The organism is Nonomuraea sp. NPDC052634 (genome assembly GCF_040678535.1).
Classification (GTDB): Bacteria; Actinomycetota; Actinomycetes; order Streptosporangiales; family Streptosporangiaceae; genus Nonomuraea; species Nonomuraea fastidiosa.
In genome coordinates, this window is record NZ_JBFATY010000010.1 from 125,097 (window position 1) to 146,694 (window position 21,598).

The 21,598-nt window shown below is 72.2% G+C and carries 21 protein-coding genes and 1 pseudogene; 9 read left to right on the forward strand and 13 right to left on the reverse strand.

Annotated features, from left to right (window positions below):
- The first annotated feature begins 232 nt into the window (after window positions 1-232).
- Genes AB0K67_RS32315 through AB0K67_RS32330 form a run of 4 tightly spaced genes read left to right on the forward strand, consistent with a single transcriptional unit; the run spans window position 233 to window position 2,523 of the window.
- Window positions 233-568: a PadR family transcriptional regulator gene (locus AB0K67_RS32315; RefSeq protein WP_364067866.1), complete on the forward strand. Its 336-nt coding sequence runs from the start codon at window positions 233-235 to the stop codon at window positions 566-568.
- The gene (locus AB0K67_RS32320; RefSeq protein WP_364067868.1) at window positions 565-954 is read left to right on the forward strand and encodes a DUF1048 domain-containing protein; all 390 of its coding nucleotides are present in this window, start codon (window positions 565-567) and stop codon (window positions 952-954) included. Before AB0K67_RS32315 ends, AB0K67_RS32320 begins: the two co-directional genes overlap by 4 nt.
- A gap of 34 nt (window positions 955-988) precedes the next feature.
- Window positions 989-1,765, forward strand: a complete 777-nt coding sequence (locus AB0K67_RS32325; protein ID WP_364067870.1) for an ATP-binding cassette domain-containing protein — start codon at window positions 989-991, stop codon at window positions 1,763-1,765.
- A complete protein-coding gene (locus AB0K67_RS32330; protein WP_364067872.1) occupies window positions 1,762-2,523 on the forward strand; it encodes an ABC transporter permease in 762 nt (253 codons plus the stop codon). Before AB0K67_RS32325 ends, AB0K67_RS32330 begins: the two co-directional genes overlap by 4 nt.
- 9 nt (window positions 2,524-2,532) lie before the next feature.
- On the opposite strand, the gene AB0K67_RS32335 is transcribed toward AB0K67_RS32330, so the two are convergent.
- From AB0K67_RS32335 to AB0K67_RS32355, 5 genes are all read right to left on the reverse strand, one after another.
- Window positions 2,533-3,279 carry a class I SAM-dependent methyltransferase gene (locus AB0K67_RS32335; RefSeq protein WP_364067874.1) on the reverse strand — a complete coding sequence of 249 codons (747 nt, stop codon included), beginning with the start codon at window positions 3,277-3,279 and terminating at the stop codon, window positions 2,533-2,535.
- Between the two features lie 556 nt (window positions 3,280-3,835).
- Window positions 3,836-5,956, reverse strand: coding sequence for an alpha-galactosidase (locus AB0K67_RS32340; RefSeq protein ID WP_364067876.1), 2,121 nt, complete (start codon window positions 5,954-5,956; stop codon window positions 3,836-3,838).
- Window positions 5,957-5,997: 41 nt separating this feature from the next.
- On the reverse strand, window positions 5,998-6,903 hold the full coding sequence (locus tag AB0K67_RS32345; protein ID WP_364067878.1) for a carbohydrate ABC transporter permease: 906 nt from the start codon (window positions 6,901-6,903) through the stop codon (window positions 5,998-6,000).
- Window positions 6,900-7,814: a sugar ABC transporter permease gene (locus AB0K67_RS32350; protein WP_364067880.1), complete on the reverse strand. Its 915-nt coding sequence runs from the start codon at window positions 7,812-7,814 to the stop codon at window positions 6,900-6,902. The genes AB0K67_RS32345 and AB0K67_RS32350 overlap by 4 nt, the downstream gene beginning before the upstream one ends.
- Window positions 7,811-9,136 carry an extracellular solute-binding protein gene (locus tag AB0K67_RS32355; RefSeq protein ID WP_364067882.1) on the reverse strand — a complete coding sequence of 442 codons (1,326 nt, stop codon included), beginning with the start codon at window positions 9,134-9,136 and terminating at the stop codon, window positions 7,811-7,813. Before AB0K67_RS32355 ends, AB0K67_RS32350 begins: the two co-directional genes overlap by 4 nt.
- 196 nt (window positions 9,137-9,332) lie before the next feature.
- Between AB0K67_RS32355 and AB0K67_RS32360 the strand changes: the two genes are divergently transcribed.
- The 3 genes from AB0K67_RS32360 to AB0K67_RS32370 all read left to right on the forward strand — a co-directional run bounded on the left by AB0K67_RS32360 (window position 9,333) and on the right by AB0K67_RS32370 (window position 13,602).
- Complete coding sequence (locus AB0K67_RS32360) at window positions 9,333-10,469, forward strand: ROK family transcriptional regulator (protein ID WP_364067884.1); 1,137 nt, start codon at window positions 9,333-9,335, stop codon at window positions 10,467-10,469.
- Window positions 10,470-10,746: 277 nt separating this feature from the next.
- The gene (manD, locus tag AB0K67_RS32365) at window positions 10,747-11,955 is read left to right on the forward strand and encodes a D-mannonate dehydratase ManD (protein WP_364067886.1); all 1,209 of its coding nucleotides are present in this window, start codon (window positions 10,747-10,749) and stop codon (window positions 11,953-11,955) included.
- A gap of 75 nt (window positions 11,956-12,030) precedes the next feature.
- Window positions 12,031-13,602, forward strand: a complete 1,572-nt coding sequence (locus tag AB0K67_RS32370) for a glycoside hydrolase family 31 protein (RefSeq protein WP_364067888.1) — start codon at window positions 12,031-12,033, stop codon at window positions 13,600-13,602.
- Window positions 13,603-13,608: 6 nt separating this feature from the next.
- On the opposite strand, the gene AB0K67_RS32375 is transcribed toward AB0K67_RS32370, so the two are convergent.
- Window positions 13,609-14,430 (reverse strand): FHA domain-containing protein, encoded by an 822-nt coding sequence (locus AB0K67_RS32375; protein ID WP_364067890.1) that lies wholly within the window; start codon window positions 14,428-14,430, stop codon window positions 13,609-13,611.
- A 185-nt stretch (window positions 14,431-14,615) separates the two neighbouring features.
- On the opposite strand from AB0K67_RS32375, the gene AB0K67_RS32380 reads away from it, so the two are divergent.
- Window positions 14,616-14,783: a hypothetical protein gene (locus AB0K67_RS32380; RefSeq protein ID WP_364067892.1), complete on the forward strand. Its 168-nt coding sequence runs from the start codon at window positions 14,616-14,618 to the stop codon at window positions 14,781-14,783.
- Window positions 14,784-14,875: 92 nt separating this feature from the next.
- On the opposite strand, the gene AB0K67_RS32385 is transcribed toward AB0K67_RS32380, so the two are convergent.
- Both AB0K67_RS32385 and AB0K67_RS32390 read right to left on the reverse strand, forming a co-directional pair.
- Window positions 14,876-16,204, reverse strand: a complete 1,329-nt coding sequence (locus AB0K67_RS32385; protein WP_364067894.1) for an LLM class flavin-dependent oxidoreductase — start codon at window positions 16,202-16,204, stop codon at window positions 14,876-14,878.
- A gap of 436 nt (window positions 16,205-16,640) precedes the next feature.
- A complete protein-coding gene (locus AB0K67_RS32390; RefSeq protein ID WP_364067896.1) occupies window positions 16,641-17,183 on the reverse strand; it encodes a leucine-rich repeat domain-containing protein in 543 nt (180 codons plus the stop codon).
- 132 nt (window positions 17,184-17,315) lie between these two features.
- Here AB0K67_RS32390 and AB0K67_RS32395 point away from each other — a divergent pair, with 132 nt between their 5' ends.
- Window positions 17,316-18,146: an alpha/beta fold hydrolase gene (locus AB0K67_RS32395; RefSeq protein WP_364067898.1), complete on the forward strand. Its 831-nt coding sequence runs from the start codon at window positions 17,316-17,318 to the stop codon at window positions 18,144-18,146.
- Window positions 18,147-18,523: 377 nt separating this feature from the next.
- Here AB0K67_RS32395 and AB0K67_RS32400 read toward each other — a convergent pair whose 3' ends face one another.
- From AB0K67_RS32400 to AB0K67_RS32420, 5 genes and pseudogenes are all read right to left on the reverse strand, one after another.
- The gene (locus AB0K67_RS32400; RefSeq protein WP_364067900.1) at window positions 18,524-18,814 is read right to left on the reverse strand and encodes a TraR/DksA C4-type zinc finger protein; all 291 of its coding nucleotides are present in this window, start codon (window positions 18,812-18,814) and stop codon (window positions 18,524-18,526) included.
- A 115-nt stretch (window positions 18,815-18,929) separates the two neighbouring features.
- Window positions 18,930-19,322: a hypothetical protein gene (locus AB0K67_RS32405; RefSeq protein ID WP_364067902.1), complete on the reverse strand. Its 393-nt coding sequence runs from the start codon at window positions 19,320-19,322 to the stop codon at window positions 18,930-18,932.
- A gap of 160 nt (window positions 19,323-19,482) precedes the next feature.
- The gene (locus AB0K67_RS32410; protein ID WP_364068056.1) at window positions 19,483-20,295 is read right to left on the reverse strand and encodes a hypothetical protein; all 813 of its coding nucleotides are present in this window, start codon (window positions 20,293-20,295) and stop codon (window positions 19,483-19,485) included.
- Window positions 20,296-20,365: 70 nt separating this feature from the next.
- Window positions 20,366-20,797, reverse strand: a pseudogene (locus tag AB0K67_RS32415) (protein kinase); the annotation flags it as partial.
- Window positions 20,798-20,863: 66 nt separating this feature from the next.
- Window positions 20,864-21,556, reverse strand: coding sequence for a GntR family transcriptional regulator (locus AB0K67_RS32420; protein ID WP_364067904.1), 693 nt, complete (start codon window positions 21,554-21,556; stop codon window positions 20,864-20,866).
- Window positions 21,557-21,598 lie beyond the last annotated feature (42 nt).

Here is a 21,598-nt window from a genome sequence, read left to right on the forward strand (position 1 = left end):
TTCCAGCCACACCGTCGCCGTTGAAAATTTTCGCCCGCCACACGCCCGCCACATCGGCGGAGCGTCCCGCGCGGAGCAGGCGCCCGAGCTGCGCCGCGACAGCGGGTACGTGCCGCTCCTGGACGGGCCCGCTTCGTCATGTCCGCAGGAAAAGATGCTTGCGCTCTCGCCGGTATTCAGCATTACTATGTACCGGTACCTAACATTGCTGAGTAGCTGATGAAGGGCGTCCATGGGCAGGCAGCTGACGGAGATGCTGAAGGGCACGTTGGAGGGGATCGTGCTCGCGATCCTGTCCGGCCGCCCGGCGTACGGCTACGAGATCACCGCGTGGCTGCGCGACCAGGGCTTCTCCGAGATCGCCGAGGGCACCGTCTACGCGCTGCTCGTGCGCATCGAGCAACGCGGGCTCGTCGACGTGGAGAAAGTCCCGTCGGAGAAGGGTCCGCCGCGCAAGGTGTACACGCTCAACGCGCAGGGCCGCGAAACCCTCGACGAGTTCTGGAGGAACTGGAGCTTCCTCGCCGAACGCCTCGACCAGCTCCGCGAAGGAGGCCACCCATCATGACCACGGAAGGCGAGCCCAGGAAGGGCCTGCGGCGCTACGTGGAGGTGCTCACCGGATCGTTCGAGCACAAAAAGCGCTACCGCGACTATAAGGCGCGGGTCGAACGGCTTCCCGCGAGCCACCGCACGGCCGTCGAAGCGCTGCAGCGCTACATGGTCTACTTCGGCCCCGGCACCGGCGAGAGCCTGCTGGCGATGCTGGAGGACCTCGCCGACCTCTTCGAGCAGAGCGCGGCGAGCGGGACGCCGGTCCGCGAGATCGTCGGGGACGACCCGGTCGAGTTCGCCGAGACGTTCCTGCGCAACTACCCGGAAGGCCAGTGGCTGAGCCGCGAGCGCAACCGGCTGGCCGACGCCATCGATCGCGTCGCCGACGACCGGCCGTGACCCGGCGGACGTGACCCGAGAGAACGGACCTGACATGACCACCCACCAGGGGCCCGCCATCAGCGTGCGCGGCCTGGAGAAGTCGTACAAGGACCTGCAGGTGCTGCGCGGCGTGGACTTCGAGGTGGCGCGGGGCAGCGTCTTCGCGTTACTCGGCTCGAACGGAGCCGGCAAGACCACGATCGTGCGCATCCTGTCCACGCTGCTCAAGCCGGACGCCGGCCGCGCCGCCGTCAACGGCCTCGACGTCGTCACCCAGGCCGCCGACGTTCGGGCGTCCATCAGCCTCACCGGCCAGTTCGCGGCCGTGGACGGGATGCTCACCGGGCGGGAGAACCTCGTCATGGTCGCCAAGCTGCGCCACCTGAAGCGGCCGGGCGAGGTCGCCGACGACCTGCTCGCCAGGTTCTCGCTCACCGACGCGGGCGGGCGCAGGGTGGCGACCTACTCCGGCGGCATGCGCCGCCGGCTCGACATCGCGATGAGCCTGATCGGCGATCCGCCGGTCATCTTCCTCGACGAGCCCACCACCGGGCTGGACCCCCAGGCGCGCGTCGAGGTCTGGCGGGCGGTCAGGGAGCTCGCCGGACGCGGCACCACGATCCTGCTCACCACGCAGTATCTGGACGAGGCCGAGCAGCTCGCCGACCGCATCGCCATCCTCCACCAGGGCCGGATCATCGTGGACGGCACGCTCGACGAGCTGCGGCGGCTCCTGCCGCCCGCGGAGGTCGAGTACGTCGAGAAGCAGCCGACCCTCGAAGACGTCTTCCTCGCGCTCGTCGGCGCCGGCTCCAAGGAGGCCACATGACCCGGCACTTCCTCGCCGACACCACCGTGATGCTGGGCCGCTCGCTGCGGCACATCGCGCGCAGCCCTGACACGATCATCACCACGACGATCATGCCGATCGCGATGATGCTGCTGTTCGTGTACGTCTTCGGCGGCGCGATCGACACCGGCCCCGTCGCGTACGTGGACTACCTGCTGCCCGGCATCCTGCTCATCACCGTCGCGTCCGGCATCGCCTACACGGCGTTCCGGCTCTTCCTCGACATGCAGAGCGGGATCTTCGAGCGGTTCCAGTCGATGCCGGTCGCCCGGTCGTCGGTGCTGTGGGCGCACGTGCTGACCTCGCTGGTGGCGAACCTGATCTCGCTGGCGGTGGTCGTGCTGGTCGCCGCGCTGATGGGCTTCCGCTCGCCCGCGGGCCTGCCCGCCTGGCTCGCCGTGGCGGGGCTGCTCGTGCTGTTCACGCTCGCGCTGACCTGGCTCGCGGTCATCCCCGGGCTCACCGCCAAGAGCGCCGACGGCGCCGGCGCGTTCTCCTATCCGCTCGTCTTCCTGCCGTTCGTCAGCTCGGCCTTCGTGCCCACCGCCACGATGCCGGGCCCGGTACGCGCCTTCGCCGAGCACCAGCCGGTGACGGCGATCGTCAACGCCATCCGCGACCTGCTGGCCGGGCACCCGGCGGGTCCCGGCGTGTGGAGCGCCGTCGGCTGGTGCGCGGGGCTGCTCGTCGCGACGTACGCCCTGGCCATGGTCATCTACCGCCGCAAGATCGCCTGATGCCGCTGGTCAGGCGATGAGCAGGCGCAATCCCATATCCGCCGCGTCGAGGCCGAGCAGGTCCCGGTTGCGCTCGGCCCACCGGCCGGAGTCCAGGTCGGCGCGGAGGTCCCGGACGGCTCGCCGTTCGGCCTCCGCGCCGGCCTTCGTCCACACCGAGACGCCGCGGCGGACGCGCTCCTCCAGGTACGCCTCGGGCCGCCGCCAGAACGCCTCGAAGAAGCCGTCCGCGCAGTCCCACGGGATCGGCACCGGCTCGATCCCGGCTCCGATCGCGGCGGCGAGTTCGCCGATCGACGGCCGCCCGATCAGCAGATCGGCCACCTCGGGCAGGTAGTCGCGGGTGAGCCAGAACCGGTCCAGCCATCCGGCGCGGCCGGTGTCGTGGGTGAACACCACCACGCGGCGCGCCACCCGCCGCAGCTCGAGCAGCCCGGCGATCGGGTCAGGCCAGTGGTGCACGGACGCGACGGACATCGCGGCGTCGAAGGCTCCGTCGTCGAAGGGCAGGCTTGCGGCCGAGCCGATGAGGCACGGGGCCGCCTCCGGCGGGCGCTGCGACCGCATCACCGCCGACGGCTCCACCGCGAGGACGTAGCGGTCGGCGGGCTCGTACGAGCCGGTACCGGCCCCCACGTTCAGCACGGTCCCGGCGTCGCCGAGCGCGGCCAGGATCCGGGCGGCGATGCGCGGCTCGGTGCGCCGGGTCGCGGTGTAGCCGGCTCCGATGGTGTCGTACAGCCAGGCTTCTGACATCGGCGCCGCCGCCCTTCGCCCGCGATTCCAGGATGCGTCTTTGCCTCCATCCCAGCATCCCGAGCGCTGTTGAAGAAGGAGGCGGGCGCGAGAAGGGGGTGCGGGGCGCGCGAAGAAGCGCGCGGGCACACGAAGAAGCGCGCGGGTACGCGTCCGCAAGCCGCGCGGGCGTGGAGCGAACGCGCGTACAGCCGCCGCGCGGGCGCGCGGAAATGAGGCGCGGGCGCCGCTGCGGGGCGCCCGCGCGCTTTCCCGGCGGAAGATGCCGGCCAGGGCGAGTCCGGCGGGCGCCTGGCCGGTCAAGGGGGAGGTCGCCGGGAGGAGTCGGCGCGGCCGGCCGTGGAGGGGGTGGGGCCGACCAGCCGCGCCTTCCGAGGAGAGCACAGAGTGCACCGGCTCTGCGTCCGCGCCCCGATGTCCGGCGGGGCGCGGCGGCGGAGGCCCGGCACGCCGTCAGGGTGGGTTCGTCAGGGTCCCCTTTCCGCAGGTCCTCGCTGGCGTGCGCCAGCCTAGGAACACCCGCCACACGTGCACCACAATTCCGCTATACGCACGGTCATGCCGTCGTGCTGACGGCCTCGACGTGCACCAGCACCGACTGCTCGGGGAAGAGCGGCGGGGCGGCGATGCCGGCGGCGGCCAGCGCGGAGCCGGGCAGCTCCAGCTCGCCGGAGGCCCAGGCGGGTGCGGCGCCGCGCGAGGTGAACGGCATCAGCGGGCGGACGCGGTAGACGGTCTCGGGGTCGAGGCCGGGCAGCCGGACAGGGCCGGGCGGCCAGGTGGCGGGACGGCCGAGCACGGCGATCTCGTAGACGGCCTCCGATGCGTCGGCGGCGACGACGCCGTGGGCGCGCACGCTCTCCGGGGTGTCGTCCACGCGGACCATCGTGCCGGTGTGCAGCAGCTCGCGGTGGCGCTTGTGCAGCGCGACCCAGGCGGCCAGCTCGTCCAGCTCGGCGCCGGTCAGGGAGGTGAGGTCCCATTCGATGCCGTAGTGCCCGAAGAACGCGGTGGCGGCGCGGAACGACAGGTCGTGCCGGCGGCCGGTGGTGTGGGAGCGCTCGGCGCCGATGTGGCTGCCGATCAGCTCGGGCGGCAGGAGCTGGGCGGTCCAGCGCAGGATGTCCTGCCGTTCGACGGGGTCGATGCAGTCGCTGGCCCAGACGCGGTCGGTGTGCTGGAGCATGCCGAGGTCGACGCGGGCACCGCCGGAGGAGCACGCCTCGATCTCCAGCCGGGGGTGCGCGGCGCGCAGCTCGTCGAGCAGCCGGTAGACGGCCTCGGTCTGGGCGTGCACGGCGGGCCTGCCGCCGTGCGCGGTGGAGCCGGCGTCCACGAGGTCGCGGTTGTGGTCCCACTTGAGGAAGTCGATCTCGTACTCGCCGACGAGGGCGAGCAGCCGCTCCTTGATGTAGGCGTACGCGTCCGGGTCGGTGAGGTCGAGCACCTGCTGGCGGCGGGCGGGCGGGGGCAGCCGGTCGCCCGCCTTGAGCATCCAGTCGGGGTGGGCGCGGGCCAGCTCGGAGTCCGGGTTGACCATCTCGGGCTCGACCCACAGCCCGAACTCCATGCCGAGCGTGCGCACCCGCTCGACCAGGGGGTGCAGCCCGTCGGGCCAGACGGCGGGGTCGACGTACCAGTCGCCGAGCCCCGCGCCGTCGTTGCGGCGGCCGAGGAACCAGCCGTCGTCCAGCACGAACCGCTCCACGCCGACGCGGGCGGCCCGGTCGGCGAGTTCGAGCAGCCGGTCGAGGTCGTGGTCGAAGTAGACGGCCTCCCACGTGTTGAGCACCACAGGGCGGGGGCGCACCGGGTGGGCAGGGCGGGCGCGCAGGTGCTCGTGGAAGCGGTGCGCCGCCTCATCAAGGCCGCGCCCGTACGTGGCGTACACCCAAGGAGTGCGGTACGTCTCCCCCGCGGCCAGCACGATCTCGCCGGGCAGCAGCAGCTCGCCGCCGCCGAGCATGGTGCGGCCGGTGGCGGTGCGCTCGGCGTAGTGGCGGTGGTTGCCGCTGTGGCCGACGTGCACGCCCCACGCCTCGCCGCGACGGAAGCCGATCCCGGCGGTGGCGGCGAACAGCACGGTCGCGGCGTCGGCCCCGGTACGGCCGCGCCGGTTCTCCCGCAGGTGGGTGCCCACGGTGAGGGCGCGGCGCTGCGGCACGCGCTCCTTGGACCACCGGCCCGCCTGGTCGAGCAGCTCGGTGGGGTTGCCGTGGACGGGGAAGACGAGGTTCAGCGCGTCGAGCGTGTAGGGCAGGTCGTGCCCGTTGCGCAGCTCGGCCTGGGCGCGCAGCAGCCCCGACGGGTCCAGCTCGACGGTGACGGTGAGGCCGAGCCGGGAGTGCGGGTCGCCGCCTGCGGCGACGACGCGCTGCCCGTGCTGCTCGCAGGTGACGTCGGTGAAGGCGGGCGACCAGCCGGTCCCCCCGTCGTGGTGCCCGGACAGCCCCGGCTCCCCCATCCACCCGGTACGCGCCTCCGGCACGATCGCGGTGCGGATCGGCACCTCGACGGTCTGGTCGGACCTGGGCCGCAGCTCGGCGGCCAGGTGCTCCAGGTCGTCGCCGCCGAGCGGCCCCAGATCCGGCCCCCAGTGCAGGATCGCGGGGAGCGCGCCGGGCGGGCATTCGAGCACCACCGACACGCCGGCGGCTCGGAGATGGTGAAGATGCATGCGGTGCTTTCCGTTCGGGGGTGGTTCGTGCGGGCGGCCGGTCAGCCCTTGAGTCCGCCGCTGAGCAGGTCGAGCCGCCAGAAGCGCTGCAGGAAGAGCAGCAGCGCGATGAGCGGGATGACGGACACGGCGGCGCCGACGATGGCGATGCCGTACAGGGCGGGCTCGGAGGAGCCCTTGGCGAGCAGGGTGTAGAGGCCGACGGTGATCGGGAACTTCGACTCGTCGGAGAGCATGATGTACGGCAGCAGGAAGTTGTTCCACGTGCTGACGAAGTGCAGCATGAAGATCGTCACCATGCCGGGCACCATCATGGGCAGCCCGATCGAGCCGAAGATGCGGTACTCGCTCGCGCCGTCGATCCTCGCGGCCTCCAGGGTCGCGTCCGGCACCGACGCGATGGCGTACACGCGGGCCAGGTAGATGCTGAACGGCGAGATGAGGCCGGGCAGCAGGACCGACCAGTACGAACCGACGAGCCCGATCTCCGACATGAGCAGGTACTGCGGGATGGCCAGCGTCATGCCGGGCACGAGGACGCCCGCGAGGATCGCGTAGAACAGGACGTTGCGGCCGCGGAAGTCGTACTTGGCCATGCCGTAGCCGGCCACCGTGGAGATGAGGGTCGAGACGACCGAACCGAGACCGGCGTACAGGGCGCTGTTGCCGGCCCAGGTGAGGAAGCGGCCGTCGCCGTAGGTGAACAGGTCGTGCAGGTTCTCCAGCAGGCCCGTGCCGGGGGCGAAGGTGAAGGTGGAGAACAGCTCGGCGCTGGACTTGGTGGCGGCCACGACGACCCAGGCCACCGGCACCAGGCAGTAGAAGGCGCCGATGAGCAGCACGACGGTGGGCAGGATCTTGGCCCGCTGGTGCGGCAGCGGCTTGGCGGCCACCGCCGCGCCCTTCTTCCCCGTCCTGCCGGGGCGGCTCGCGGTGACGGCGCTCATGACATGCCTCCGAAGGCGCGCTTCTGGGTGACCTTCAGCAGCACCACGGAGACGACCAGCGTGCCGACGGCCAGGACGACCGAGGCGGCCGAGGCGAGCGGCAGGTCGTCGCGGACGAAGGCGCTGGTGTAGATGTGCATGAGCGGCACCCAGCCCTGCGAGATCTCCGTGGTCATCGGTTTGAGCGTGGTCGGCTCGCCGTACACCTGGAGGGTGCCGATGAGCGCGAACAGGCCGGTGAGCACGAGCGCGGGCGCCACCAGCGGGATCTTGACGTGCCAGGCGATGCGCCACTCCGATGCGCCGTCGATGCGGGCGGCGTCGGACAGCTCGGCGGGGATGCCGCGCAGCGACGTGAAGATGATGATCATGTTGAAGCCGACGCCGCCCCAGACCGCGATGTTGGCCAGCGCGGGGAAGATGCCGCCCGCTCCGAGGAACGGGATCTCCCCCAGCCCGAGCCGCTCGGTCACATAGCTGAACGGGCTGGTCGAGGGCAGGTACATGAAGCCCCACAGCAGGGAGGCGGTCACGCCGGGGATCGCGTACGGCAGGAAGATCGCCGTACGCGAGAAGCGGCGGGCGCGCGTGCCCGCGTGGTCGAGCAGCAGCGCGAACAGCAGGGCGAGGCCGAGCGTCAGCGGCACGCTGATCAGCCCGTAGACGGCGAGCCGCCCGAACCCGGCCCAGAACTGCGGGTCGGTCAGCGTGGTGGCGTAGTTGTCCAGCCCGACGAAGACCTCCTCGCGGGTGCCGAAGATGCCGCCGCCGGTCAGCCGCAGGCCGCGCACGCTGAGGTAGAGCGCGTAGCCGATGGGGATCGCGAGGAACAGCAGGAACAGCAGCGCGGCGGGCGCGACGAAGACGTACGGCGCCCGCGTCCCGCGCCGGGCCCGGGACGGCGCGCTCACTGGCCCGCGACCTTGAAGCCCGTGGACTTCATGTCGTCCACCACCACCTGCTGCGTCTTCTTCAGCGCGTCGACCAGCGGCGTCTTGTCGCGGATGGCGGCGGACACGGCGTCTCCGAAGGCGCTCTCCGCGGTCTTGACGTTCGGTCCCCAGGTGATGTGCGGGATCGTGCGCTGCGCGGCCTTCGTGGCGACCTCCCAGTAGTCCTTCTGACCGGCGACCAGCGCGGGCGGGTCGCTGTCGGCGGTGGCCTGCTGGCCCGCGATGGCCGCGGGGTACTCGCCGGCGGAGATCTGAATGTCGTAGGCGGTCTTGTCGGTGTTCATCCACGCAGCGAACTCGGCGGCGGCCTTGGCGTGCTTGGAGTTCTTGGACACGGCGATGGCGCTGCCGCCCTGGAAGGCCACCCGGTCGTCGCCCTCCTTCCACTGCGGCAGGGGTGCGATCGCCCAGTCGCCCGCCTGCTTCTCGGCGACGCTGTAGAGCACGCCGGGAGCCCACAGGGCGCTCGGCCAGCTCAGGATCTTGCCCTTGTTGAGCTGGTTGTTCCACTCGGGGGTGAGCAGCGGCTGGGCCTTGACCAGGTCTCTGTCGATGAGGTCCTGCCAGAACGCGGCGACCTCGGTGGAGGGGCCATCGGCGATGCCGACCGTCCAGGTGTCGCCGTCGAGCTTCCACCAGGAGGAGCCGGCCTGCTGGGCGAGCCCGGCGAAGTTGCCGAACTCGCCGGGTGCGAAGGTGGCGAGGTAGGCCTCGGGGTCCTTCTTGCGCACCTCGGCGGCGACGTCGGCGAACTCCTTCCACGTCTTCGGCGGCTCGATCTTCAGCTCGTCGAAGCGCTTCTTGTTGTAGACCATGACCATCGGGCCGACGTCCTGGGGCACGCCGTAGACGGCGCCGTCGAAGCTGGTCAGCGACCACACCTCGGGCGTGAACGCGTCCTTGATGCCGCCGGTGTAGGCGGAGATGTCGGCCAGCGCGCCGGCCACGATCATGGCGGGCAGCGACTGGTACTCCAGGCAGGCGGCGTCGGGCGCGTTGCCGGCCCGGCTGGCCGTGAGCAGTTTCGTGGCGGTGTCGGTGCCGCCGCCGACGTCGGTGTGCCGCACCTGGATGTCCGGGTGGGCCTTGTTGAACGCCTCGACCTTCTCCTTCTTCCCGGAGCCCCAGCACCAGAACTGCAGTGTGACCGGGCCCGTCTCCGCCTCCTGCGCGGCCGTGTCGCCTCCGTCCGCGCCGTTCCCGCCGCCGGACGAGCAGGCGGCGAGGAGCACGGCCATGCCGAGCGCCGCGACGGACCGGGAGACCCCTTTGATACGCATCTCGCGTCTCCTTCCCGCAAAGCCGCCAACTTGGCTTTGCAGGGAAGCCAACTTAGAGAACAAGTGAGGTCTATGTCACTACTTCTGCACAAATTTCCGATGACAGGAGCGAGCTCAGCGGCATGTTAGCTTTGCAGCGAAAGCAACAGGGAGGGAGTCTGGCGTGATGGCCGTCCGGCCCCGAAGATGGGGCGGCATGTGGGACACGTTGCCCGACGCCGCGCGCTCCATCGTCAAGGAGCTGATCATCCACGGCCCGCAGTCCAGGACCGCGCTGGCCAAGACCCTGCACCTGTCCACCGGCAGCCTGACCCGGCTCACCAAGCCGCTGGTCGACGCCGGCCTCCTCGTCGAGCGGGACGTGGTGCACGACCCGGTCAACGGCCGCCCGACCCGCCCGCTCGACGTCGCCGCGGCCGAGCACCGCTTCCTCGGGCTGAAGCTCACCGCCGACCGGATCCACGCGGTGATCACCGGCCTGCGCGCCGAGGTGATCGCCGCCAAGGACGAGCCGATCGATGACCACGACCCCGAGGCGGTCTGCCGGCAGGCCAGGCGGCTGCTGGACGAGCTGACCGGCGCGCCGGTCGTCGGGGCCGGCGTGACGATCGGCGGCAACGGCCGCGCCGCCACCCAGGTCGGCGGCGAGCTGCTGGTGGACGCGCCGTACCTGGGCTGGCACCAGGTGGAGCTGCGGCCGCTCATGGAGCGGGCGCTCGGCGTGCCGTGCGCGGTCACCAACGACGTGGCGGCGCTCGCGCACCAGCACCACTGGTTCGGCCCCGGGCGGGGGTTGCGGGACTTCGCGCTGGTGACGATCGGGGCGGGCATCGGCTACGCGCTCATCCAGCACGACCACCTGGTGGCGGCGGCCGAGGCCGACCTCGGCATGTTCGGCCACCTGGTGCTCGACCCCGGCGGGCCGCCCTGCCCCGAGGGGCATCGCGGGTGCCCGACGGCGTACCTGGCGAGCCGGTCGGTCGAGATGGCCGCCGGGCTGGCGCTGCGGCGGGAGGTCGGCTACGACGAGGTCATGCGGCTCGCCGCGTCCGGCGAGCGGAGCTGCCGGACGCTCGTCCGCGAGTCGGGCCGGGCGCTGGGCAGGCTGATCGCGCTGGTGGCGACGATCTCGCTGGTCAAGACCGTGATCCTGGCGGGCGAGGGCGTGGAGCTGGCCCGCGTCGCCAAGGACGACCTCGACGCTGCGCTCACCGAGCACCGGCGCGGCCTGCCCGGCTCGGTCGAGGTGGTGATCGAGGACGACGACTTCCGCGAGTGGGCGCGCGGTGGCGCGGTGGTCGCCATCCAGAGCTTCGTCACCGGCAGCGACTAGGCCCCGCCGGGCGCGGCTCGCACGAGCCCACCCGCGCGAGCCCACCCGCGCGCAGCCCGCACCAGCCCCACGCGCGCAGCCCGCACCAGCCCCACGCGCGCAGCCGGCACGAGCCCACCCGCGCGCAGCCGGCACGAGCCCACCCGCGCGCAGCCGGCACGAGCCCACCCGCGCGCAGCCGGCACGAGCCCACCCGCGCGCAGCCGGCACGACGGCCCCGGTTAGCGTCATGGAACAGCCCCCGTACGGGGTGCGCGCGCGTACCTAAGGAGACCGCTTGAAGATCACCGACGTCGAAGTGCTCGTCACCAGCCCGGGACGCAACTTCGTGACGATCCGCATCCGCACCGACGAAGGCGTGTACGGGCTCGGCGACGCCACGCTCAACGGCCGCGAGCTGGCCGTCGCCTCCTACCTGCGCGACCACGTCGCCCCTTGCCTGATCGGCCGCAACCCGTTCCAGATCGAGGACATCTGGCAGTACCTGTACCGTGGCGCGTACTGGCGGCGCGGCCCGGTCACGATGACCGCTATCGGCGCGGTGGACATGGCGCTGTGGGACATCAAGGGCAAGGCGCTCAACGTGCCCGTTTACGAGCTGCTCGGCGGCGCCTGCCGCAACGGCGTCATGGTGTACGGCCACGCCAACGGGCAGAGCGTCGGCGAGGCGGTGGAGGCCGTCGGCCGCTACATCGACATGGGCTACAAGGCCGTGCGCGTGCAGGCGGGTGTGCCGGGGCTGAAGGCCACGTACGGGGTGGGCAGGGGCGACCTGTTCTACGAGCCCGCCGGTGAGGGCCTGCCCAGTGAGGACGTCTGGAGCACGGAGAAGTACCTGGCCACCGTGCCCGAGCTGTTCGCCAGGGTGCGCGAGGAGTACGGCAGGGACGTGCACCTGCTGCACGACGCCCACCACCGGCTCACCCCGATCGAGGCGGGCCGGCTCGGGCGGGAGCTGGAACCGTACTCGCTGTTCTGGCTGGAGGACGCGGTGCCGGCCGAGCAGCAGGAGGCGTTCAGGATCGTCCGCCAGCACACCACGACGCCGCTGGCCGTCGGCGAGATCTTCAACACCATCCACGACGCGACCGTGCTGCTGCGCGAGAACCTCATCGACTACCTGCGCATGACCGTCGTGCACGGCGGCGGCATCACCCACCTGCGCACGGCGGCGGCGTACGCGGCGGTGCACCAGGTACGTACCGGCTGCCACGGCGCCACCGACCTGTCGCCCGTCACCATGGCCGCGGCGCTGCACTTCGACCTGTCGATCCCGAACTTCGGCATCCAGGAGTACATGCGGCACACGCCGGAGACGGACGAGGTGTTCCCGCACGCCTACACCTTCTCCGACGGCTACCTGCACCCCGGCGACGCGCCCGGCCTGGGCGTGGACTACCGGGACGACCTGGCCGAGCGGTATCCGTACAAGCGGGCGTACCTGCCGGTCAGCCGCCTGGAGGACGGCACGATGTTCAACTGGTAGGACGGGGTTTGCGGCGGCCGGGCCGTTGCTTTAGCGTCGATCCGAAATCGCGTGCCTGCCCGCGAAGGGTCCCCGATGACACTTTCTCCCCGCCCCGCTGTCGAGCCGCTGCTGGCCGGTGACGAGCTGGAGCTGGCCGTGGAGGCGGGCGAGCGGTGGTGGGGCGGCTCGGTGGACGACGGGCTGTCGATGCCGTACGGCACGCGGCCCTTCACCCGCGATCTCGGCGGGCCCCGCGAACCCGGGGGGCCGTCCAACCAGAGCGCTCCCGTGCTGCTGTCCACCCGGGGGCGGGTGGTGTGGTCGGAGCGGCCGTTCGCGTTCGCGTTCGACGGCGGCCGGCTGCGGCTGTCGGGGCGCGGCATCGAGGTGAGCAGGGCGGGCGGCACGCTGCGCGAGGCGTTCCTGTCCGCCGCGCACCGTTTCTTCCCGCCGTCCGGGCGGGCCCCCGCCCGGCGGCTGTTCTCCGGGCCGCAGTACAGCACCTGGATCGAGCACCCGTACACGCCCACCCAGGAGGGCGTGCTGCGCTTCGCCCGCGACCTCCTGGACGCCGGCCTGCCGCCGGGCGTGGTGCTGATCGACGATCTGTGGGCGGAGGACTACGGCACCTGGCGGTTCGACCGCGCCCGCTTCCCCGACCCGGCCGCGATGGTCGCCCGGCTGCACGAATGGGGCTGCTCGGTGATGCTGTGGGTGGTGCCGTTCGTCAGCCCCGACTCGGCCGCGTTCCGCGAGCTGGAGGGGCGCGGGGTGCTGCTGCGGGACGCCTCAGGCGAGACCGCGATCCGGCGGTGGTGGAACGGGTTCAGCGCCGCCCTCGACCTCACCGACCCCGGCGCCGTCGAGTGGATCACCTCCCGGCTCGACGCGCTCGTCGAGGAGACGGGGGTGGACGGCTTCAAGTTCGATGCCGGTGACGTGCGCGACTACCGGGCCGATGACCGCACCGCCGAGCCGGCCGAGCCGGTCGATCTGTGCGAGGCGTGGGCGCGGGTGGGGCTGCGGTATCCGTACAACGAGTTCCGGGCGTGCTGGCGGATGGGCGGTCAGCCGCTCGCCCAGCGGTTGCAGGACAAGCCGGCGCTGTGGGGGCCGGACGGGATCGGGTCGCTGATCCCGGAGATGCTCGCCCAGGGGCTGATCGGGCACGCGTTCGTCTGCCCCGACATGATCGGCGGCGGCGAGATCGGCTCGGTGTCCGCGCAGGGGGCGACCGATCAGGAGTTCTTCGTCCGGTACGCGCAGGTCGCCGCGCTCGCCCCCATCATGCAGTTCTCCGTGCTGCCCACCCGCGTGCTCGACGCGACGCACCTGGCCGCCGTCCGCGAGGCGCTGGCCGTCCGCGCCGCGCTGCTGCCCCGCATCCTCGGCCTCGTGGACCACGCCGCCGCCACCGGGGAGCCGATCGTGCGCCCGATGGCGTACCACGCGCCGGGGCTCGACGACGTGACCGACCAGTTCTTCCTCGGCCCGGACCTCATCGTGGCCCCAGTGCTCGCGCAGGGCGCCACCGAGCGGGAGGTCGTGCTGCCGGAAGGCCGCTGGCGAGCCGACGACGGCACGGCGGTCGAGGGGCCCGCCCGCGTCACGGTCGCCTGCGACCTGACGCGGCTCCCCCGCTTCGAGCGCCTGCCCGCCCGCTGAGCGCGGTCAGGAGCCGGGATCGTCCGGCTCGTCGAGGAGGCGGAGGTCGGCGGGGCCGATGGTGGCGCTGACCAGCAGGGCGGTGATGAGGTTGTGGTTGAGCGCGTTGCCCAGCGGCGGCGGGATCTCCTCCTCAAGCAGCCCCGGCACCTTCTTGCTCAGCCGCTTGCGCGTCTGGGTGACGATGTGGGCGGCGCGCTTGGCGGTCCACTGCTCGCCGGGGCGCAGGCGGCTCAGCTCGTCGGCGACCTGCGACCAGGTGAGCGGCTGCGGCCACGGCTCGGGCCGCAGGTAGCGCTGGCCGAGGCAGACCAGCACCAGCCGCTCGACATCGGTGAGCACCCAGCCGTTCGGCTCGCGGGTTTCGGCCTCCAGGCGGGCGCGCGTCTCCGCGTCCGCGCCCCGGGGCACGGACGCCCTGACGATCCGCACTTCGAGCAGGTGTTCCTGCTCGGGGGCGACGATGAACAGCGGCGTGTACGCGGCCGTCAACGGTGTCCTGTGCCCGGTGAGCACCAGGCGGCCGCCGGGCAGGCGGATCGGCAGGTTGCCGAGGTTGCACAGCACCCATTGCCCGTCCTCGCGGACGATGGAGCCGTGGCGGCGGCTGACGTACGGGTCGTCGGCGCCCACGCAGACGTGCACGTCCGGCTCCGAGCGCCCGAACACCACCTCGAACCCCGCATCGGGGGCGACCCTGATCCCGCCGCGGCCGCCCCGGACGTACAGGGTGCCGGGCACGTCGGGCGGCAGGCCGGTGATGTCGTCTCCCTGGGACGTCGGCAGCAGGTGCACCTTGCTGCGCGGCCGACGTTCGGTGCGCGCCATATGGCGATCTTTTCTGTCCCTGCCGCACGAAGTCAACGTCAGTCCTGACCAGCCGGTACGAAAGGCGGTCGTCACGTCTCCGGTACCGCAGACGCGATCTCTCTTCGTGACTTTCTGTTGGAGAGCGGACACATCGTGCAAGATGGTCTCCGCACGACCGCGCCTTTCCGGGGGAGGGCTGCGCGGTGAGATGCGTCAGTCACCAGGCCACGGCGGATCGCCTCATCCGTGACGGCGAACGCGCCCTGGACAACGGGGAGCAGGAACGGCTGCGTGCCATCAACATCGAGCTGCGGTCCCTGCTCCCCGAGCCTCCGCCGTCGCCCAGCCTGAGCACGGTGCGGGCCACCTGAGCACGGTACGGGCTACCCGAGCCCGCCCGCCCCCGCCTGGCCGGCCCGCGCCTGGAGCGGCTCGGCGGCCCCGCTCCCCCGGCCCCGGCCGGTCAGACCGCGACGGGTTCGCGGCGGGCGGCGTAACGGGAGGGCGGCCGGGGCAGGCCGTAGTGGGCGCGCAGGGTGCGGGTGTCGTACTCGTGACGGAAGAGCCCGCGTGCCCGCAGCTCCGGTACGACGTGGTCCACGAACACCTCCAGACCGCTGGGCAGCAGGGGCGGCATGATGTTGAAGCCGTCCGCCGCGCCGTTGAAGAACCACTCCTGGAGCTGGTCGGCGATCTGCTCGGGCGTGCCGGTGACGACGCGGTGGCCACGCCCGCCCGCGAGCCGCGACAGCAGCTGCCTGACGGTGAGGCGTTCGCGTCTGGCGAGCTCGACGACGAGCTTGCGGCGGCTCTGCGCGCCCTCGGTCTCGATGGGCACGTCGGGCAGCGGGCCGTCCAGGTGCTCCTCGGTCAGCTCGATGCCGGTCAGGTAGGACAGCTGCGCCAGCCCGTACGCGGGGATGATGAGCTCGTCGAGCTCTCGTTCCAGGGCGCGCGCCTCCTCCTCGGTCGAGCCGATGATCGGTGAGATGCCGGGCAGGACGAGCAGCTCGTCGTGCCGCCGCCCGTAGGCGGCCAGGCGGCGCTTGAGGTCGGCGTAGAACTCCTGGCCGTCCTGCAGGGTCTGCTGCGCGGTGAAGACGGCCTCGGCGTGGCGGGCGGCGAACTCCTTGCCGTCCTCCGACGAGCCGGCCTGGACGAGCAGCGGGCGGCCCTGCGGGGTGCGCGAGGTGTTCAGCGGGCCTTTGACGGAGAAGTGCTCGCCGGTGTGGTCGATGGGGTGGATCTTGTCGGTGTCGGCGTACGTGCCGGCCGCCCGGTCGGCGAGGATCGCGTCGTCCTCCCAGCTGTCCCAGAGCTTGGTGACGACGTCGAGGAACTCGGCGGCCCGAGCGTAGCGGGCGGCGTGTGCGGGGCGCTCGATGCCGAAGTTGGCGGCCTCGGCCTCGCTCGCCGAGGTGACGATGTTCCAGCCGGCCCGGCCACCGCTGATGTGGTCGAGCGAGGCGAACTTGCGCGCCACGTGGAAGGGCTCGTTGTACGTGGTCGAGACGGTGGCGATGAGCCCGATGCGCTCGGTGACGGTGGCCAGGGCCGTCAGCAGGGTCAGCGGTTCGAGGCCGCCGAGCGCGTTGTGGCGTACCTTGCCGCGCAGCGCGAGCCCGTCGGCGAGGAACACCGAGTCGAGCGCGCCGCGCTCGGCGATCTTCGCGAGCTCCTGGTAGTGGCGGACGTCGGCGATCTTGCCGGGTTCGCTGCGGGGGTGGCGCCAGGCCGCCTCGTGGTGGCCGACGCCCATGAGGAAGGCGTTGAGGTGCAGTTTTCTCGTCACGTGGTCCTCCAGGTGGAAAGCGGCGCTCGGCGGTGGTCAGGCTGCGGGCGCGCCGATGCCCGGGTGCCCGGGTGAAAGAGGGGTTCCTCCCCCGTGCCCGCCCCCGAGGCGGGCACGGGGCGAGGAGGATCCGTGATCAGCGACACTGCGCGCTGGAGACGTGGCCGTGGTCCACGTGCGGGCGCCGGGTCAGGAGAAGGCCCTGGCTCATGCACTCGAAGGTACGATCACGCCCTCATAAAGTCAATATTTCCTATAGGCTATACATGAAATACCAGCTCGATGGTCCCGGGCGGGGCTCAGCGGCGGCCCCAGCGGCCTCGGCGGACTCCGGCTGGAGACCGAGGCGGCAGAACCATCGGTGGCGGGGCGGCGGCCTCCGGCCCGTGCTGCGGGCATCACCGGCGCGCGCCTGCGGAGAGGTCGGGCGCGTTCGTCAGGTGAGGACGACGCAGCCGCGTTCCTCCAGCGCGGCCAGCAGGGAGGGGTCGGGGTCGCAAGGGTTCCAGCGCAGGTCGAGCTTCTCCAGGGCGGGCATGCGGGCGACCCAGCCGGGCAGCCGGGTGATGCGGTTGCCCCGCAGGTCCACCTGGCGCAGCAGCGGCAGCTCGGCGATCGGCTCCGGCACCTCGGCGAGCCGGTTGTCGCGCAGCTCGAGGTGGCGCAGCTCGCGCAGATCGGCCACCGAGGGCGGCAGGTGCTCGATGCGGTTGCCGCGCAGCCACAGCTCGCGCAGGCGGTTGTCGTGCAGGTAGAGGCAGCCGCTCAGGCCGGTCAGCCCACCCAGCTCATCGGGCAGGGACGTCAGCTCGTTGTGTCCCAGGTCCAGGGTGACCAGCCGGCGCAGCCGCACGATCTCGGGCGGGAGCGCCATGAGCCCGGTCTCGGCGAGGATCAGCACCTCCAGCCCGGTACGCTCCCAGACCTCGCCGGGCACCTCGCCGAGCGGCTGTCGCCACAGGTTGAGCACGTCGCGCATGCGGTCCTTTCTCGAACGACCGTTCGTGGCCGCACGCACGGGTCCCCGTCAAGCGCCCTCCGGCGTCCGATGCCCGGGTCCCGTCTGACATGCTGCAACCGGCTTGTCCTGACGTGATGCTTGGAGCGTACGATGACCGATCCTCTCGCCGTCGACCCGCCGCTCGACGCCGAGTTCCCCGCCACCACGCCGGCGGTGACGTTCGAGAGCGCGGGCGAGGACCTGCTCGGCGTGCTGCACGTGCCGGCCGGGCGCGGGCCGCACCCCGTGGTCGTGCTGCTCCACGGCTTTCCCGGCAACGAGCGCAACTTCGACCTCGCCCAGGCGCTGCGCAGGGCGGGATACGCGGCGCTGGTGTTCCACTACCGCGGCTCGTGGGGTGTGGGCGGGTCCTGGTCGTGGGGCAACATGCTGGAGGACGCGGCGACCGTGGTGGCCAAGGTCCGCGAGCCGGAGTTCGCCTCCGCGCATCGGCTCGATCCCGCGCGGCTCGCGGTGGCAGGGCACAGCCTCGGCGGTTTCGCCGCGCTGATGACCGCGGCGGCGGACCCGCATATCGCCGCCGTCGCCTCGATCGCCGGTTTCGACTTCGGCGCGGCCGTCGCGCAGTGCCGCGAGGATCCCGGCCGCCGCGCCGCGTACGTCGAGGCGTTCGCCGGCTCGCTCACCCCGCTCAAGGGCACCAGCGGGGAGGCGCTCGTGGCCGAGATGGAGGCCGCCGGTGACGCCTGGCGGCTCGCCGGCCTCGCGCCCCGGCTCGCCGACCGGCCCGTGCTCCTGGTGGGCACCGGCCGCGACGACGTCACTCCGAGCGAGGTGCACCATGACCCGCTCGTGGCGGCGTACGAGAAGCATCCCGTCGAGCGTCTCCACCACCGGGTGCTGCCCACCGACCACGCGCTGTCGGACCAGCGGGTGACGCTGGCCCGCACGCTCTCGGACTTCCTCGCGCGCTACCTCTGACGGCGTGTGCGGCCGGGGCCGGTCGGCCTGGCCTCGGCGGTCGGCGCCGGTGAGCCGCGGCCCCGCAACCCGTACCCGATGGTCGACGTCACCATCGGCGGACGCCACTACGAGCGGGTGCGGGGAGCCGGCCTTCCGGGGGCGGTCCGGCGGGCGTCCATGCGGCAGGCGCTGGCGCTCACGCCGGAGGCCGCCTTCGTCGCGCCGGACATCGCACGCTTCGGCGGCTGCCGCGAGCACTGCCCGCCGCGATCAGCGCATGCCGGAACGGCGGGTCCCGGGGTGGTCGCGGTGCGGGCGGCGGCCACCCCGGGCGCGCCGGTCAGCGGCGCCGGTCAGGCAACGCCGGTGAGACGGCTCCGGTGCAGCGGCTTCGGTCAGGCGGCGGCCTCCTCGCGGCGTACATGCGAACAGCTCGCGCAGGCCGTACGGTCCGGAGCCTGGAGCAACTGGTCGAAGGGGATGAAGATACCGCAGCACTCACAGATGCCGTAGAGCCCGCGGTCCATGCGGTCCAGGGCGTCGCTGATGCGGTGGGCGGCGGCGTGGTCGAGCACGGGGTCGGTGGCGGCGAGCCGCTCGTCGAGCAGCTCGCGCAGCTCCTCGAGCCGGTTCAGGTGCTCGGTGTAGTGCTGCAGGTGGGTGTGGACTGATCTGTCGTCGGCCATGACGCTGATCTGCTCCTCGCTGTACGCGAAAAGGGGATAACGGCGCGTCCGCGTCGGATGCGGGGGCCTCCAGCGCTGCGCTGGAGTGATGGTGATCATGAAGACAGGGGTGGCGTCAGATCAGGGGTGGGCTGCGTGAGCCCGTGGTGCGGTGCCCGAACTGCTGGGGGTCGCCGGTCAGGTCCGCGTCGGGGCGCGGGCCGGGCAGCAGTGCGAGGTGGGCGGCCTCGTCGTGCGTGCCGCGCAGGGGCGGCCACAACGTCAGCACGGGGTGTTCACGGACGCTGGTGGCCTGCGGTGGCAGGCTGGCCAGGCCGTCGTCGCCGGCGTGTTCGTCGTCGGTCGAGGTCGGGGCCAGGGCTGAACGGGTCACCAGGTGAGGGCCGTTCCAGCCCGAGGGCGCGCCGGCCATCAGGCCGGCCGCGAGCAGGGACAGCAGGAGCAGGCCCATCACGCCGCATAGCGCGAGGGAGCCTCGTGGTGTCGTGGTGCCCCACGGTCCCGCCATAAGCCCGACCATAGCCCAGACCGTATGAAAAAGGGCATCCATCCGCGGAACTGAGTACGGCCCGATTCGGCGTACGCGCCCTCAACCGATCTTCTCCGCAGCGCGGTTTCCCCGTGGACGGCGCGGTTTCGTGCGGCGCCCACCCCTGCGGCGGGCAGGGTCAGATTTTGCAGATCGTGAACGTCAGCGTCTTCGACGCCTTGGCGTGGGTGAGCAGGCGGAAGACGATTGTGTGCCGGCCGGCGGGGAACGAGCTGAGCGGACTACGCCGCAGCACGTCGGAGCCGTTGGTGAGGTATCCGGTCAGCCAGCCCTCGTCCTGGCCGTCCACGACCCAGCGGTAGCCGTACGGGATCCGCTTGCCCGTCGGTCCGGACAGCGTGGCGACCGGGAACGCGCTGGGGCTGTAGCAGCCGCCCATCTTCACGCCGTCGAGCGTCACCGACACCAGCCGGACGGTGCCGCCGGATGAGGTGCCGGTCTTCGTGGCTTTCGGGGCGGTGGTCTTGGGCGCGGCCGCCGTGGTCTTCGGCGTGCTCGGACGGGGCGTGGAACGGGCGGTCCGCTCAGGGGTCCGCTCGGGGCTGCTGCTGTGGCGGGGCGTGGGCCTTGTGGAGGGTGAGATGTTCGCTTCGGGGCCTCCGGTCGTGGCGGCCGGCTCATCGCTCTCCTCCGTCCGTTCGAGGGCGGGCGTCTGTACGGGTGGCGCGGCCGCGCCGCTCGTGCCCGGTGGCAGGAACACGACCGCACCCGCCACCAGGGCACCGGCCACCGCGCCCGCACCGATCAGCACCGCCGTCCCTTTGCCGCGCCTGTGAGACCGCCCCGGGGGCGGCACGGTGGCGAGGCCGATCGGCTGCCCGAGCTGCGGCGCCATGGCCGGCCCAGCGGGCGGCACCTGGGAGATCGGGGGTGCCGGGGGCATCGGCGGGGCCGGGCGGGAGCCGAGCAGCCAGAGCAGCACGTCCTGCATGCTCGGCGGCCGGGTTCTTGGCCAGACAGGCCAGCAGGATCGGGCGCAGCGGGGCGGGCACGTCGCCGAGGTACGGCTCGTCGTGCAGGATCCGGCGGATCACGGCGGGCAGCGAGTCGTTGCCGAACGGCGGCGTCCCCGTCGCGGCGAACACCATCACCCCCGCCCACGCGAACACGTCGGCGGCCGGGCCGACGGGCTCGCCCGCGAGCTGCTCGGGAGCCATGTACGCGGGCGTCCCCATGACGCCGCTGACCCCGGACGGCCCGGCCGCCGCCGAGCGGGCGATGCCGAAGTCGATGACGCGCGGCCCGCCGGGGCCGAGCAGCACGTTGGCGGGCTGGAAGTCGCGGTGCACGATGCCGGCCTGGTGGATGGCGGCCAGCGCCGACGGGCGGATCTTTCTCCCAGAGCGGTTCGGCCTGCGGCATGAGTCCCCCGTGTCAGCACTCTGGATCTTCAGCACCTTAGCCGGAAGATCGTGAGTAACACGGAATGTCATAGAAATTCACCGGCCGCTGACCTCGCATGGCCGACATCACGCCGCCATGCCCCGGCCGGCCCAGGGTCAGGACGTCGGCCGCCTCGGCGTCCCGTACGCATCGTGCGGCGTGTCGGCGTACGCCCACTGGTGGTCGCGGGCATGGCGGCAGGCCGCCTCCACGTCCCCCGTGCGCATGACCTCCAGCAGCTCGCGGTGCTCGTCGGCGACGTGCTCCAGCTCAGGCCGGGTGACCATGAGCGCGATGGCGGTGCGGGCCTCGATCTGCAGCGCCTCCCAGGCGCGGGTCAGCAGGCCGTTGCCGCCCGCCTGTACGACGTGGCGGTGGAAGCGGGCGCTGGTCAGGCCGATGCCGGTGACGTCGGAGGCGCGGGCGCAGGCGTACATGTCCTGGACCGCCTCCTCAAGCCGGTCGAGCGGCAGCGCCCCGGCCAGCATGGCGAGGCGCGTCGCGGTCTCCTCCAGCGCCGCCCGCAGGATGTACGCCTCGCGGATCGTCTGCTCGGCGAAGGGCAGCACCCGGCTGCCGTGCCTGGGCCGGCTCTCGATGAGCCCCAGCCCTTCGAGCTGCCGCAGCGCCTCGCGTACGGGGGCCTGGCTGGTGCCGTACTCGGCGGCGATCCTCGTCTCGATCAGCCGCTCCCCCTCGCCCAGTTCGCCGGTGACGATCCGCCGTAGCAGGCCGTCGCGGATCTGCCGGCTCAGGGTCGGCCGGGCGGAGCGCGGCGCGGTGGACGGGTGGACCGGGGATTCCGCCACCAGACCTCCCCTCGAAACTGCCTCTTGACTCTCAAATCCTCT